Source organism: Pseudomonas sp. DVZ6 (assembly GCF_024259445.1).
GTDB classification, from domain to species: domain Bacteria; phylum Pseudomonadota; class Gammaproteobacteria; order Pseudomonadales; family Pseudomonadaceae; genus Aquipseudomonas; species Aquipseudomonas peradeniyensis.
In genome coordinates this window covers 17,120-30,940 of the sequence record NZ_JANCLM010000042.1, presented here as the reverse complement: position 1 = coordinate 30,940, position 13,821 = coordinate 17,120, and the positions used below count along the sequence as shown (strand labels likewise).

Annotated in this window: 11 protein-coding genes; 7 read left to right on the top strand and 4 right to left on the bottom strand. The window is 67.4% G+C overall.

Annotation, left to right across the window (positions count from 1 at the left end):
• Nucleotides 1–32 precede the first annotated feature (32 nt).
• From NMG10_RS21615 to tssA, 4 genes are all read right to left on the bottom strand, one after another.
• Nucleotides 33–521: a type VI secretion system tube protein Hcp gene (locus tag NMG10_RS21615; RefSeq protein WP_023632508.1), complete on the bottom strand. Its 489-nt coding sequence runs from the start codon at nucleotides 519–521 to the stop codon at nucleotides 33–35.
• A 148-nt stretch (nucleotides 522–669) separates the two neighbouring features.
• On the bottom strand, nucleotides 670–2,163 hold the full coding sequence (tssC, locus tag NMG10_RS21610) for a type VI secretion system contractile sheath large subunit (protein WP_046857484.1): 1,494 nt from the start codon (nucleotides 2,161–2,163) through the stop codon (nucleotides 670–672).
• Between the two features lie 11 nt (nucleotides 2,164–2,174).
• The gene (gene tssB / locus NMG10_RS21605; protein ID WP_023632506.1) at nucleotides 2,175–2,690 is read right to left on the bottom strand and encodes a type VI secretion system contractile sheath small subunit; all 516 of its coding nucleotides are present in this window, start codon (nucleotides 2,688–2,690) and stop codon (nucleotides 2,175–2,177) included.
• Nucleotides 2,691–2,763: 73 nt separating this feature from the next.
• Complete coding sequence (gene tssA / locus NMG10_RS21600) at nucleotides 2,764–3,801, bottom strand: type VI secretion system protein TssA (RefSeq protein WP_254465099.1); 1,038 nt, start codon at nucleotides 3,799–3,801, stop codon at nucleotides 2,764–2,766.
• A 397-nt stretch (nucleotides 3,802–4,198) separates the two neighbouring features.
• On the opposite strand from tssA, the gene tagH reads away from it, so the two are divergent.
• From tagH to NMG10_RS21565, 7 genes are all read left to right on the top strand, one after another.
• The gene (gene tagH / locus NMG10_RS21595) at nucleotides 4,199–5,572 is read left to right on the top strand and encodes a type VI secretion system-associated FHA domain protein TagH (protein ID WP_232854851.1); all 1,374 of its coding nucleotides are present in this window, start codon (nucleotides 4,199–4,201) and stop codon (nucleotides 5,570–5,572) included.
• A gap of 49 nt (nucleotides 5,573–5,621) precedes the next feature.
• Complete coding sequence (tssJ, locus tag NMG10_RS21590; RefSeq protein WP_232854852.1) at nucleotides 5,622–6,122, top strand: type VI secretion system lipoprotein TssJ; 501 nt, start codon at nucleotides 5,622–5,624, stop codon at nucleotides 6,120–6,122.
• A 15-nt stretch (nucleotides 6,123–6,137) separates the two neighbouring features.
• The gene (gene tssK / locus NMG10_RS21585; protein ID WP_232854853.1) at nucleotides 6,138–7,472 is read left to right on the top strand and encodes a type VI secretion system baseplate subunit TssK; all 1,335 of its coding nucleotides are present in this window, start codon (nucleotides 6,138–6,140) and stop codon (nucleotides 7,470–7,472) included.
• A gap of 157 nt (nucleotides 7,473–7,629) precedes the next feature.
• Nucleotides 7,630–8,943: a DotU family type VI secretion system protein gene (locus tag NMG10_RS21580; RefSeq protein ID WP_232854854.1), complete on the top strand. Its 1,314-nt coding sequence runs from the start codon at nucleotides 7,630–7,632 to the stop codon at nucleotides 8,941–8,943.
• Entirely contained in the window at nucleotides 8,940–12,446 is a 3,507-nt protein-coding gene (gene tssM / locus NMG10_RS21575) for a type VI secretion system membrane subunit TssM (RefSeq protein ID WP_254465098.1), read from the top strand. The genes NMG10_RS21580 and tssM overlap by 4 nt, the downstream gene beginning before the upstream one ends.
• On the top strand, nucleotides 12,443–13,099 hold the full coding sequence (gene tagF / locus NMG10_RS21570) for a type VI secretion system-associated protein TagF (protein WP_232854856.1): 657 nt from the start codon (nucleotides 12,443–12,445) through the stop codon (nucleotides 13,097–13,099). Before tssM ends, tagF begins: the two co-directional genes overlap by 4 nt.
• Nucleotides 13,096–13,815 (top strand): PP2C family serine/threonine-protein phosphatase, encoded by a 720-nt coding sequence (locus NMG10_RS21565; RefSeq protein WP_050703375.1) that lies wholly within the window; start codon nucleotides 13,096–13,098, stop codon nucleotides 13,813–13,815. The genes tagF and NMG10_RS21565 overlap by 4 nt, the downstream gene beginning before the upstream one ends.
• Nucleotides 13,816–13,821: the final 6 nt, after the last annotated feature.

Genomic DNA, 13,821 nt, shown 5'->3' with positions numbered 1-13,821 from the left:
CGCGCCGCCTGGGGCGGCACGGGCGCGGTCGGTCAGATCTTGACGTTGGAGCGGATGTTCCAGCCGTACTTGATCGGGCCGCCTTCCTTGGTGCCGTCGGCCTTCTGCGGCTGGTAGTCGACAGTGACCTTGGCGAAGTTCAGGGTCACGTTCTCGGTCAGGCGGTCGTCGCTGCCCGAGCCGCCGGTGCTCAGCGAGCTGATGATCACCTCTTCGAGGTTGATGATCAGGTACTCGACCTGGCTTTCACCACCGGCCTTGCGCACGGTCAGCTTGACCTTGTCGATGTGCTTGCCGCTGGAGCAGTGGGCCATCAGGTTGGGGCTGGATTTATCGATGTACTTGGTGATCGACAGGTCCTGGATGTTGACCTTGCCCGAGCCGCCACCGCTGCCCAGGTGCATGTTGCCGGACTGGGACATGCCCCAGCTCCAGTTGAGCACGTCGATTTCGTCCTTGTGGGCCTTGTCGTGGGACTCGCCCTTGATGTCGCCGATCTTGATGAAAATATCTACAGCCATGATGTCCTCGGAATTTCCAGTCGGTTGGCGGTGCTATTGGGGCTGCTGTGCAGCCCATCGCGGGACAAGCCCGCTCCTACAGGATTTGTGCAGCCTTTGTAGGAGCGGGCTTGTCCCGCGATGGGGCGCGCAGCGGCCCCGTTCAGGCTTAGGCCCCTTTGGCCGAAGGCAGCTTCGACACCAGGCGCAGCGACACGGTCAGCCCTTCGAGCTGGTAGTGCGGGCGCAGGTAGAAGCGCGAGTTGTAGTAACCCGGGTTGCCTTCGACTTCCTCGACCACCACTTCGGCGGCCGCCAGCGGGTGCTGGGCCTTGGTGGTCTCGGTGGAGTGCGCCGGGTCGCCGTCGACGTAGTTGAGGATCCAGTCCTGCAGCCAGCGCTGCATCTCGTCCTTTTCCTTGAACGAGCCGATCTTGTCGCGAACGATGCACTTCAGGTAATGGGCGAAGCGGCAGGTGGCGAACAGGTACGGCAGGCGCGCGGCCAGGTTGGCGTTGGCGGTGGCGTCCGGGTCGTCGTATTCGGCCGGCTTCTGCAGCGACTGGGCGCCGATGAAGGCGGCGAAGTCGGTGTTTTTCTTGTGCAGCAGCGGCATGAAGCCGTTCTTCGCCAGCTCCGCCTCGCGGCGGTCGGAGATGGCGATCTCGGTCGGGCACTTCATGTCCACGCCACCGTCGTCGGTGGGGAAGGTGTGCGCCGGCAAGCCTTCGACTTCGCCGCCGGATTCCACGCCGCGGATACGCGAGCACCAGCCGTAGTGCTTGAACGAACGGTTGATGTTCACCGCCATGGCGTAGGCGGCGTTGGCCCAGGTGTACTTGCTGCTGTCGGCGCCGTCGGTGTCTTCCTCGAAGGCGAAGGCCTCCACCGGGTCGGTCTTGGCGCCGTAGGGCAGGCGCGCCAGGAAGCGCGGCATGGTCAGGCCGATGTAGCGCGAGTCTTCCGATTCACGCAGCGAGCGCCAGCCGGCGTATTCCGGGGTGGTGAAGATCTTGGTCAGGTCGCGCGGGTTGGACAGCTCCTGCCACGAGCCCATGCCCATCACCGTCGGCGAGGCGGCGGAGATGAACGGCGCGTGCATCGAGGCGCAGACCTTGGACACTTCGCCCAGCAGCTCGACGTCGGGTGGCGACTGGTCGAAGTAGTAGTCGCCCACCAGGCAGCCGTAGGGCTCGCCACCGAACTGGCCGTATTCCTCTTCGTAGAGCTTCTTGAACACCGGGCTCTGGTCCCAGGCGGTACCCTTGAACTTCTTCAGGGTCTTGTGCAGGTCGTTCTTCGAGATGTTGAGCACGCGGATCTTCAGCTGCTCGTCGCTCTCGGTGTTGTTGACCAGGTAGTGCAGGCCGCGCCAGGCGCTTTCCAGTTTCTGGAAGTCATCGTGGTGGATGATCTGGTTGACCTGGGCGGTGAGCTTGGCGTCGATGGCGGCAATGATCTGCTCGATCGAGCCGATGGCATCGTTGGAGACCAGGCTGGTCTGCGCCAGGGCCTGCTCCGCGAGGGTGCGCACGGCGCTCTCGACGGCTTCCTTGGCCCGCTCGGTCTTGGGCTTGAATTCCTGCAGCAGGAGACTGGCGAACTCGCTCGGGTCCTGGGTGGCCGCCTGCGGGGCCTGGCTGTCGCGCAACGGATCGTTCATGGTCGGTCTCCTCAGGCCTTCGGCTCGGTGTCGGCAGGTTTCGGCGCGCTGGCCAGGGCCTGGAGCAGGGCCGGGTCCTTGATGGCCTTGAGGATGATGTCCTCGGCGCCGGTCTTGCCGTCCATGTAGGTCAGCAGGTTGGCCAGCTGGGTGCGGGCCTCGAGCAGCTGGTTCAGGGCATCGACCTTGCGCGCCACGGCGGCGGGGCTGAAGTCGTCCATGCTCTCGAAGGTGATGTCCAGGCTCAGGTTGCCTTCACCGGTCAGCTCGTTGGGCACGTTGAACGCCACGCGGGGCTTCATGGCCTTCAGGCGCGAGTCGAAGTTGTCGACGTCGATCTCCAGGAACTTGCGGTCGGCCACGGCCGGCAGTGGCTCGGCGGGCTTGCCGGCGAGGTCCGAGAGCACGCCCATGACGAAGGGCAGCTGGACCTTCTTCTCGGCGCCGTACAGCTCGACGTCGTATTCGATCTGCACTCGCGGCGCACGGTTGCGCGCGATGAATTTCTGGGAGCTGTCTTTCGCCACGTTGTTCCTCCTGGTCGCCGGTACGGCGGCTCTGTTTGTTGCGGGCGTCGGTGTTTAGGCGGCCGGAACGACGTCAGTCGTGTTCCGGGCCACGCAGGTTCTCGAATTGCGACATGCCATCGGGGATCAGGTCGCGGACAATGGTCGCGAAGTCGGCGTCGACCAGCTTCTTCGCCCGGCGCAGCAGCACCGGCAGCGGGCTGGAGGGCTCGTGGCGGGCGTAGTACTGGAGCACACGCTCGAGGCTCTGCAGCACGTCATCGCGGCTGTTCACCTCGCCGGGGCGCGCCGCGACAGCCGCGGCACGTGGCGCGGCGACGGGCTGCGGGTCGTCATTGGCGCCGGGCGCCGTCACTTCGTCCATGCTCGCGCTGACCGGCGCCGAGCCTTCCGGGCTGTAGTCGGTCAGCACCTGCTGGACCTGGCGCAGCGGCTGGCGCAGGGCGGACAGGTCAACGCCGCTGGCCGAACCGACCTGGTCGTTGACCCGGCCCTCGATGGTGTCCAGGGCTTCGCGGGCCAGCTGCAGGGCCTGGCGACATTGCGCGAGCTGCTCGGGGTCGGCGTCGCGCAGGGCGGCGGCCAGTTCCTCGGCGCTCAACTGCTCGCTGGCGAAGTGCTGCACGCCCGCCGCATGCAGGGCGGCACGCAGGGTGACCGGGCCGAAGGTGCGCGAACGCACCAGCACGGCGTCGCGCAGCAGGGCGATGTTGGTGTCGCAGGTGAGTCCGGCCAGGGCGTTGACGCGCACGGTAGGGTCGTTGTCGTCGGCGGCGTCCAGCTGCGGGTGCAGGTGCAGCCAGTATTCGCCCAGCAGGTCGCGGATCAGTTCGAGGCTCGCGGCCAGGCCCGGCAGGCCGTGCAGGGCCAGGTTGGCCTGGACCAGAAAGTGGGTGATGCGCAGGTCCTTGCTGCGTTGCAGCAGGCCTGTGCAGGACTGTTCGATGGCGCGCCACTGCGGCGGTTCGGCCGGCTGAACGGCGTCGCCCATCACACGCTCGGGGCGGCCCTGGGCATCACGTTCCAGTTGCAGGAAATCGGCATCGTATTCGAGGTCGTCGCCGCACGGAAAGTCTGCGGAAACAGCGGCGAGCAGCTGCGGTGAGTTCACCAGAAATCGATCTCCATATCGGCCCTTGGTGAGGGCGTCGTTTGCGCCAAGTTGCAAATGTGAAATGGCGCACAAACTTGTCAAAGAATGCGAAGTTGATATCACCGTGATATCACTTTGGCACTCTTAAGTTGCGCATTTATGGTTTATTTCCAAATTGCTGTCAAGGTAAGCTACGCGCCGCGAAGGGCGACTGTGAACCAGTTGGCAGGTATTCGTGTCCATTGGTCAGGTGCCATCAAAGTGCCTTGCCGATAGGGTTTAATACGACCTTTCCGGGAAGCGAATTTCGGTGTGAGGCCCAGTATTTACAAGGGTTTAGCCGGAAAGCGGGGTCGGGCTCGCGAATCCACTCAAATGGATGTGTGAGTGTTTCATATATATGCAAGGAGGCGTGATGGCACTTTGCCTGACCATTACCAGTTATCACAAGATCACCCCTGGGCAATGCCCGGAGAAGTTGCTGGAAAACGGTGCCATCAGCGTAGGTCGTGCGGCGGATAATGACTGGGTACTTCCCGATCCGGAACGCCTTGTTTCTTCGAAACATTGTGTGATCCAGTTCAAGGATGGCCGCTATTACTTGACCGATAACAGCACCAACGGCGTGGAACTGGTGCATGCCGGTATTCGCCTGCGTCGCGGTAACAGCGAGCCGCTGATGGATGGCGAAGTTATTCGAATTGGCGATTACGAAATCCAGGCGCGCATCGACGCAGGCCTGTCGATTCCGCTCGCCGGGCAGCCGCAAGCCCACAGTTTCGAAGCCCTGATGGCCAACCAGGTGGCCGCCCCGAGCGCGCCCATCGTCGGCGCGCCGGCCGCATTCCTGCAGGGGGCGTCGAGCCACGATACCCTGCCGGACCTGTTCGACTTTCTTGGCCCATCCACTGTGCCTCCGGTCAGCCAGCCGGATCATGTCCCCGCCCAGCAGCATGACTTCCGTCCGCCCACGCCAGTGGCGCCGCCGCCTGCGCCAGTGCCGGCCGCCATGCCCGCCGCGCCGGGCATGATCCCCGATGACTGGAACCTGCTCGACGAAACGCCGGTCGTTGCTCCCCAGCCTGCGCCTGTCATCGCGCCGCCCCTGCCAGAGCCGGAAGCGCCGGTGGCACCGGTCGTCACGCCTATGCCGGCGCCCACCGCCGTGTCGGCACCTGCGCCCGACCCGGTTGGCGCCGGCGATGCCTTGCTGCAGGCCTTCCTGCGTGGCGCGGGCATCGAGCACCTGCGCATCGACGCGGCCGATGCCGCCGCGCAGATGGAGGCGGTCGGGCGCAGCTACCGCCTGATGGTCGAGGGTCTGATCGACGTGCTGCGCGCGCGCAGCAGCCTGAAGGGCGAGTTCCGCATGCAGCAGACCACCATCGCCCCGGTGCGCAATAACCCGCTGAAGTTCGCCCCCAACGCCGACGAAGCGCTGCTGTTGCTGCTGCGCGAGGGCAACCAGGCGTTCATGGCCCCGGACCAGGCGGTGCGCGACAGTTTCGACGACCTGCGCGCCCACCAGCTGGCGGTGATGGCGGGTGTCGAGGCGGCCATCAAGCACCTGCTCGAGCGCTTCGAGCCGGCCCGCCTGGAGCAGCGCCTGGCGCCCGCCGCCGGGCTGGCCAAGCTGTTCGGCGGTTCGCGCCAGGCCCACTGCTGGCAGCAGTTCACCGAGCTCTACAGCCAGATTTCCCGGGAAGCCGAAGACGACTTCCAGGACCTGTTCGGTCGCGAGTTCAGTCGCGCCTACGAGGCCCATAGCCAACGCATTCAACGCTCCTGAGGCTAACGCCTGGAGCACAGGAAGAACACAGGACGTCATGAGGACGAGGATGAGTGCAACGAGACTGATCGCAGCCCTGGCCATGGTGCTGCTCAGTGCCTGCAGCAAGGACAGCCCGGTCGAGCCCGCCGTTACCGACGCGGCGCCGGCGGCCACGGGCATTACCCTGTACTTCAGTGCCGCGGCCGGGCTCAACCCGGGCGCTGGTGGCACGCCCGCGCCGGTGCGGGTACGCATCTACGAGTTGAAGAACAGCGCCGCCTTCGCCCGCGCCGACTATTTCGCCCTGGCCGAGCGTGCCCAGGCCACCCTGGCCGCCGACCTGATCGACCAGGACGAGGTCCTGCTCCAGCCCGGCGAGCAACTGCGCCTTGAGCGTCCGCTCGACCCGGCCACGCGCCAGGTCGGCCTGGTGGTCGGCTACCGCGAGGTCGACCAGGCCCAGTGGCGCAGCGTGCTGCCGGTGCCGCCTCGTGACTATCAGATCAGCCTCGATGCGCGCGCCGTGCGCAGCGCCGTGGCCACCCCACAACCTGAGCCTGCCCGCTAGGCAGTCGGAGAACCCATGTCCTGGAACAATCGCGTGGTCTGGTCGGAAGGGATGTTCATCACCACCCAGCACTTCCAGCAGCACGACCGCTACCTGGAAAATTTCGTCGACGCCCGCAACCGGCCGCTCAGCGCCGCCGCCTGGGGTTTTTCCGAGCTGTTGGTCGACCAGGGCCTGCTGGCCCAGGGCAAGCTGGCGATCCTCAGCGCCCGTGGCCTGTTGCCGGACGGCACGCCGTTCGATATCCCGCGTGACGACCTGCCGCCTGCGCCGCTGGAGATTCCCGACGACCTGCGCAACGGCGTGATCTACCTGGGCCTGCCGCTCAAGCGCGCCGGTGCCCGCGATACCGTCGACGACGGTGAAATACCTGATGGTGCGCGCTATGTCAGCCGTATCAGCGAAGTCCGCGACGACAACGCCCCGTTCGAGAACCGCGCGCCGTTGGCCCTGGGCAGCCGCGCCCTGCGCCTGCTGCGCGCCGAGGACGGCCTGAGCGACTATGCCGCGCTGGGCGTGGTGCGCATCCGGGAGAAGCGCGCCGACCGCGCCCTGGTGCTGGATGACGGTTACATCCCGCCGCTGCTCGATGTGACCGCCAGCAACCTGCTGTCAGGTTTCCGTGGCGAGCTGCTCGGCCTGCTGCACCAGCGCGGCGAGGCCCTGGCCGGGCGCGTGGTGGCATCGGCCAACGGCGGTGCCTCGGAGATCGCCGACTTCATGCTGCTGCAACTGGTCAACCGCGCCCAGCCGCTGGTCGAGCACCTCAACCAGTTGACGCCGCTGCACCCCGAGCGGCTGTACAGCGAGCTGGTGGCCCTGGCCGGCGAGTTCGCCACCTTCACCCGCGAAGGTCGCCGCCCCGAGGCATATCCTGTGTACCAGCACGACGACCTGGCGGCCACCTTCGCCCCGGTGCTGGCCGCCCTGCGCGAGGCCCTGTCGATGCTGATCGACAGCAAGGCCGTGGCCATCCCACTGGTCGAGAAGGCCTACGGCATCCATGTCGGCATGCTGGCCGACCGCAGCCTGCTCGACAGCGCCAGCTTCGTCCTGGTGGTGCGCGCCGACGTGCCCAGCGAGACCCTGCGCAGCCGCTTCGGCCAGCAGAGCAAGATCGGCGCGGTGGAGCACATCCGCGACCTGGTCAACCTGCAGCTTCCGGGCATCAGCCTGCTGCCGTTGCCGGTGGCGCCACGGCAGATTCCGTTCCATGCCGGCTCCACCTACTTCGAACTCGACCGGGGGAGCGAACACTGGAAGCAGCTGCAGCATTCCGGTGGTTTCGCCTTTTACGTCGCCGGCGAGTTCCCCGGCCTGAACCTGGCCTTCTGGGCGATTCGGGGATAACGCGATGGCGTTCGATCATGTCGCAACCTCGTGGGAGCGGGCTTGCCCCGCGATGCAAGCGACGCATTGCCTGGCACCGGCTGCGCCGGTGATCGCGAGGCAAGCTCGCTCCCACGCTGAACCTACCCGCTATCCAAGGACCGGAGACTAAGCCGCGATGCAATCGGACGATCCGCTCGCCAATGACCGCACCCAGTTCATGCCGCGCCCCGGTGGCCGAGGCCCGCAACCGGCCGCGCCCGGACCTGCGCAGGCGCCACCGCCGCCACTGAATGTGCCGGCCGAACCACTGGCGCCGGGCCAGGCGGCGGGCCTGAACCCGCTGGAGCAGGCTGCCGGCCCGCTGCTGGCGCTGCTCACCCGCCTGCGCAACACCATCGCCCACCCGGCGCCGGCCAGCCTGCGAGCGCAGCTGCTGGCCTACCTGCGCCAGTTCGAGGAGCGCGCCGAGGCCGCCGGGGTCGCGCGCAACGAGGTGCTGCTGGCGCGCTACGCGCTGTGCACCGCGCTCGATGAAGCAGTGCTCAGCACGCCATGGGGTAGCGCCAGCGACTGGGGTAAGCAGAGCCTGCTGATCACCGTGCACAACGAGGCCTGGGGCGGCGAGAAGGTGTTCCAGCTGATGGAGCACTGCCTGCAGAGTCCGCGTGAGCGCCTGCACCTGCTGGAGCTGTTGTACCTGTGCACCAGCCTCGGTTTCGAAGGCCGCTACCGGGTGATGAACGGTGGCCGAGCCCAGCTCGAGGCCCTGCGCGAGCGCACCGCCGCGACCATCCGCAGCGCCCGTGGCGACATCGAGCGCGAGCTTTCGCCGCACTGGCGTGGCGTCACCGTGACCCGTGACCGCCTGGCGCAGTTCGTGCCGCCCTGGGTCGGCCTGGCCCTGGCCCTCGCGCTGCTGTTGCTGGTGCTGTTCGGTCTGCGCCTGAAGCTGGCCGCTGACGCCGAACCGGTGTTCCGTGGCATCCATGCCCTGGGCGAGATCCCGGTGCAGGCCATGGACCGCCCGGTGGTGCAGCCAAAGCCTGTCGAGCGCCCGCGTCTGGCCGGTTTCCTGGCCGAGGACATCAAGGCCGGCCGGGTCGCCGTGGAGGATGCGGTGGACCGCTCGGTGGTGACCATCCGCGGCGACGAGCTGTTCGCCTCGGCCAGCGCCAGCATCAAGGGTGACTTCGAACCGCTCATGCTGCGCATCGCCGAAGCCGTCGCCAAGGTCAAGGGCAACGTGAAAGTCACCGGCCACAGCGACAACCAGCGCATCGCCACGCTGCGCTTCCCGTCCAACTGGGCGTTGTCCCAGGCCCGTGCCGAGGAGGTGAAGAACCTGCTTGCCGCCCGCACCGGCCAGCCCGGGCGTTTCAGCGCCCAGGGCCTGAGCGACACCGAGCCGCTGGCGTCGAACGACAGCGCGCAGGGCCGGGCGAAGAATCGCCGGGTTGAAATCACCGTTCTGGCGGAGGGCGTCGAGTGAAGGCGTTTTTCAGTTTTGTCATTCGCTGGGTGGTCCCGGTGCTGGGCCTGCTCGCCCTCAGCCTGATCATCTGGTTCCTTGGTCCGCTGCTCGATGCGCTGGTGCCGGTCGCGCCGCGCCTGGTGCTGATCGTCCTGCTGTTCGCGGTGTGGATTGCCTACCGCGTGTGGCGCATCGTCCAGGCCCGGCGCCAGGCGGCCAAGGTGATGCAGAGCCTGGCTGCCGAGACCGCGCCTGACCCTGCCGGCGTTGCCACCGCCGAAGAGCTGGCGACCCTGCGCCAGCGCATGGATGAGGCCCTGACGCTGCTGAAGAAGGCGCGCCTGGGCGGTGATGAGCGGCGCAACCTGTACGAGCTGCCGTGGTACGTGATCATCGGTCCGCCCGGCTCGGGCAAGACCACCGCGCTGGTCAACTCCGGCCTGCATTTCCCGCTGGCGGCGCAGCTGGGCGAGGGCGCCATCCGTGGCGTGGGCGGTACGCGCAACTGCGACTGGTGGTTCACCGACCAGGCCGTGCTGCTGGACACCGCCGGCCGCTACACCACCCAGGACAGCCATGCCCAGGTGGACAAGGCGGCCTGGCTGGGCTTTCTCGACCTGCTCAAGACCCAGCGTTCACGCCGGCCCATTGACGGTGCCTTCATCGCCATCAGCCTGTCCGACCTGCTGCTGGGCAGCGACGCCGAGCGCGCCGCCCACGCGGCGGCGATCCGCACCCGCATCCAGGAGCTGTACAGCCAGCTGGGCGTGCGCTTCCCGATCTACCTGATGCTGACCAAGCTCGACCTGGTGCCGGGCTTCATGGAGTTCTTCGACAGCCTGAGCAAGGAAGAGCGCGCCCAGGTGTGGGGCATGACCTTCCCCCTGGATGACGGCCAGCACGGCGATGGCCCGCTGGCCCAGTTCGGCAGCGAGTTTGCCCTGCTCGAGCAGCGCCTCAACCAGCGTCTGGTCGAACGCCTGCAACAGGAACGCGACCCGGCGCGGCGCGACCTGGTCTACGGCTTCGTCCAGCAGTTCGCCGCCTTGCGCGGCAACCTCAAGACTTTCCTCGACGGCATCTTCAAGCCCAACGCCTTCGAAGCGCGCGCCCTGTTGCGCGGTGTGTACTTCACCAGTGGCACCCAGGAAGGCAGCCCCATCGATCGCCTGATCGGCAGCATGGCCCAGAGCATGGGCCTGGACCGTGCCCACCTGGCGCGGCAGAACGGCACCGGGCGCAGCTATTTCATCGAGAAACTGTTCAGCGCCGTGGCCTTCGCCGAGCGTGGGCTGGTCGGCAGCAACCCCAAGGTCGAGCAGCGGCGCAAGTGGATCGCTCGCGGCGCCCTGGCCCTGAGCGTGGCCCTGGTGCTGGTGGTCGGCACCTTGTGGACCCTGAGCTATCGCGCCAACCAGCAGTACATCGCTGAAGTCGATGGCCGTCTCAAACCACTGGGCAAGAGTGTCCAGGAGCTGAGCCCGGCCCAGCGCAACGTGGTCGACGTGCTGCCGCTGCTCAACGGCGTGCGCCGCCTGGCCGAGGATCCGCCCGGCTGGGCCGAGGGCCTGGGGTTGTACCAGGGCGACATGCTTGAAGGCGAGTCGGACAGCGTCTACCGCAAGCTGCTGATCGCCATCTTCGCCCCGCGCCTGGTTACCCGCATCGAGGAGCAGCTGTACGCCGGCGGCCCGTCCGACTATCTCTACGAGGGGCTCAAGGCCTACCTGATGCTGGCCGACGGCGAACACTACGACGCCGAGTTCATCAAGGCCTGGGTCACCCTCGACTGGGAGCGCAGCCTGCCCCGCGACCTCGCTCCGGACCTGCGCCAGGCCCTGGAGCAGCACCTGGCGGCGCTGTTCGACAAGCGCCCGCCCAATGCCCGTCTTGACCAGCGCCTGATCGACGACACCCGTCGCCAGTTGCAGCAGCTGCCGGTTGCCCAGCGCGTCTACGATCGGGTCAAGCGCCAGAAGCTGCCGGCCGGGGTCGGCGACTTCCGGGTCAGCGACGCCGCCGGTCGCGACGCCGCGCTGGTGTTCCGCTTCAAGAACGGCAAGCCGCTGAGCGAGCCGCTGCCGGGTATCTTCACCGTCGAGGGCTACCGCAAGGCGTTCCTCGCCGCCAGCCTGGCCCACAGTGAGACCCTGGCCGAGGAGCGCTGGGTGCTGGGCCGTGAGGCCAGCGAATCGGGCGATGCCAAGCGCCTGGCCGACGATGTGCTGCAGCTGTACTACCAGGACTATATCCGTCATTGGGATGCGCTGTTGGCGGACCTGGACTTCGTGCCGATCACCAGCGTCGGCCAGGCCGCCGATGTGCTGCGGGTGCTGTCCGGGCCGACCTCGCCGATGAAGAAACTGCTGCAGGCGGTCGCCAAGGAGACCAACCTGGCGCAGCCGACCACCCTCGACAAGGTCCAGGCCAAGGCCGAGCAGGCCGGTGTCGACCAGCTGCGCCAGCGCCTCGGCGGCCTGCTCGGCGATGCGCCGCTGCCCAGCGACAACCCGGCTGCCCGTGAGGTCGACCCGGTGACCGCGCACTTCGCCGAACTGGCTGCGCTGGTGGAAACCGGCGAAGGGCAGCCTGCGGCCATCGACGGCCTGCTCACCGACCTCAACGCCCTGTACGTGCAGGTCAGTGCCATGGTCGGCGCCAGCGGCGACGCGCTGCTGGGCGAGGCCAAGAACCAGGCCCAGGCCGCCGCGCAGCGTGTCGCCCTGGGCGCCGCGCGCCAGCCCAAGGTGGTGCAGAACCTGGTGGGCTCGGTGCTCGGCTCGACCCACAACATCGTCATGGGCGGCGTGCGCAACCAGCTCAACGCCGCCTGGACCAGCGAAGTGGTGAACGTCTACCGCCAGTCCCTCAGCGGCCGTTATCCGCTGGTGGCTGGCAGCGCGCGGGACGCCACCCTGGAGGACTTCGGCCTGTTCTTCGGCGTCGGCGGGGTGATGGACAACTACTTCCGCAAGTACCTGCAACCCTACGTCAACACCTCGAGCACGCCGTGGAGCTGGCAACCGGGCGCGGCGCAGAAACTGGGGATCAACAGCAACGTGCTGTACACCTTCCAGCGCGCGGCGAGCATCCGCGATGCGTTCTTCCGCAACAGCAACGGTGTGCAGCCGGGCGTGCGTTTCGAGCTCAAGCCGGTGGCGATGGATGCGACCATCACCCAGTTCCTGCTTGACCTCGATGGCCAGCAGGTCAGCTACGACCACGGACCGAGCCGGCCGGTGGCGTTGCAGTGGCCGAACCCCAACAGCATCGGCGTGGTGCGCCTGTCGATCTCGCCGCCCTCGGCCACCGGCCGTTCCGGCCTGACCGTGGAAGGCCCCTGGGCCTGGTTCCGCCTGCTCGACCAGTCCGACCTGGTGGCCGGCAGCTCGCCGGAACGCTTCAACCTGCGCCTGCGCGTCGATGGCGCCAGCGTGTCCTACGAGCTGCGCGCCAGCAGCGCCTTCAACCCGTTCCGCAGCCGAGTGCTCAGCGGTTTCAGCCTGCCGGAGCACCTGTGAACGACGTGGGTTTCTACGGAAAACTGGCCAGCCGCGGCGACTTCGTCAGCCGCGGCCTTCCAAACAGCTTCATCCAGCCCTGGGACCAGTGGCTGGCGGCGGGGATGCAGGCGAGCCAGCAGGCGCTGGGCGAGCGATGGCTCGAGGCCTACCTGGTCAGCCCCTTGTGGCGATTCGCCCTGGCGCCGGGGCTGTGCGGACCCGAGGCGGTCATTGGTGTGCTGATGCCGAGCATCGACCGGGTCGGGCGGTATTTTCCGCTGACCGTGGCCCAGGTGCTGGAGCCGGAGCAGCCGTTGGCGCCTGTGGTGGCCGGGGCCGAGGAGTGGTTCGAGGCGGTCGAGGTGGCATTGCTGGCGACGCTTGAGCCTGGGGCGGCCTTTGAGGGTTTTGAGGCTGCTTTGCAGCCTTTTCGCGGCGCGAGGCCGCTCCTACAGGGACCGCGTGTGACTGTCGGTGGGGTGCAGCGGTTGGATGCGACCACGCCGCAGGGGCGTGCGCTGGCGTTGGCCGAATGCGCCTGTGAGGGCATGAGCCTTTGGTGGGGCAGGGGTTCCGAACGTATCGCCCCGGGGTTGATGCGCTGCGCGGGTCTGCCCCGCAGCGAGGATTTCGCCGGGTTTCTACTGGGTAGCGAGGCGCGGACCGAATGACCGACATGCAGTACACAGCGGCCAGCTACAGCCATGTCGGCATGGTGCGCAAGATCAACGAGGACGCCTGCCTGGAGTTGACCTGGGCAGGCCTGTGGGCGGTGGCCGACGGCATGGGCGGTCATGCGGCGGGCGACTATGTCAGCAGCCTGGCCATGGACAGCCTGCGCAGCCTGCCGATGCTCGACTCGCTCGACGACTTCAGCGGCGAGGTGCGCGACGGTCTGGCCTGGGTCAACGGCATCGTGCGCGAGGAAACCGTGCGCCGCGGCGTGGCAATGATGGGCAGCACGGTGGTGGTGCTGGCGGCGCGTGGCGACCAGGCCATTGGCCTGTGGGCCGGCGACAGTCGCCTGTACCGCCTGCGCGACGGCCGTATCGAGCGCCTCAGCCACGACCACAGCTACGTCCAGGAGCTGCAGGACAGCGGCTTGCTCAACGAGGCCGAGGCGCGGGTGCATCCGCGCGGCAACATCGTCACCCGCGCCATCGGCGTCGAGGACGACCTCGACCTGCAGGCCGTGGCCCTGCAGGTGCGGCCCGGCGACACCTACCTGCTGTGCAGCGATGGCCTGAACAAGACCGCCGAGGACCACGAGATCGCCGAAGTGCTCGGCCACGCCGACCCTTACGAGGTGGTCCGCAGCCTGGTGCACCTGGGGCTGACCCGTGGCGCGCCGGACAACATCACCGCAGTGGTCGTCAAGGTGAACTGAAGACAT

What these genes read in the sequence shown, in the direction of transcription:
- NMG10_RS21565 (WP_050703375.1), top strand. Translation starts at nt 13,096, where the DNA reads ATGACCGACATGCAGTACACAGCGGCCAGCTACAGCCATGTCGGCATG.
- tssJ (WP_232854852.1), top strand. Translation starts at nt 5,622, where the DNA reads ATGAGTGCAACGAGACTGATCGCAGCCCTGGCCATGGTGCTGCTCAGT.
- tssC (WP_046857484.1), bottom strand. Translation starts at nt 2,163, where the DNA reads ATGAACGATCCGTTGCGCGACAGCCAGGCCCCGCAGGCGGCCACCCAG.
- NMG10_RS21580 (WP_232854854.1), top strand. Translation starts at nt 7,630, where the DNA reads ATGCAATCGGACGATCCGCTCGCCAATGACCGCACCCAGTTCATGCCG.
- tagH (WP_232854851.1), top strand. Translation starts at nt 4,199, where the DNA reads ATGGCACTTTGCCTGACCATTACCAGTTATCACAAGATCACCCCTGGG.
- tssK (WP_232854853.1), top strand. Translation starts at nt 6,138, where the DNA reads ATGTCCTGGAACAATCGCGTGGTCTGGTCGGAAGGGATGTTCATCACC.
- NMG10_RS21615 (WP_023632508.1), bottom strand. Translation starts at nt 521, where the DNA reads ATGGCTGTAGATATTTTCATCAAGATCGGCGACATCAAGGGCGAGTCC.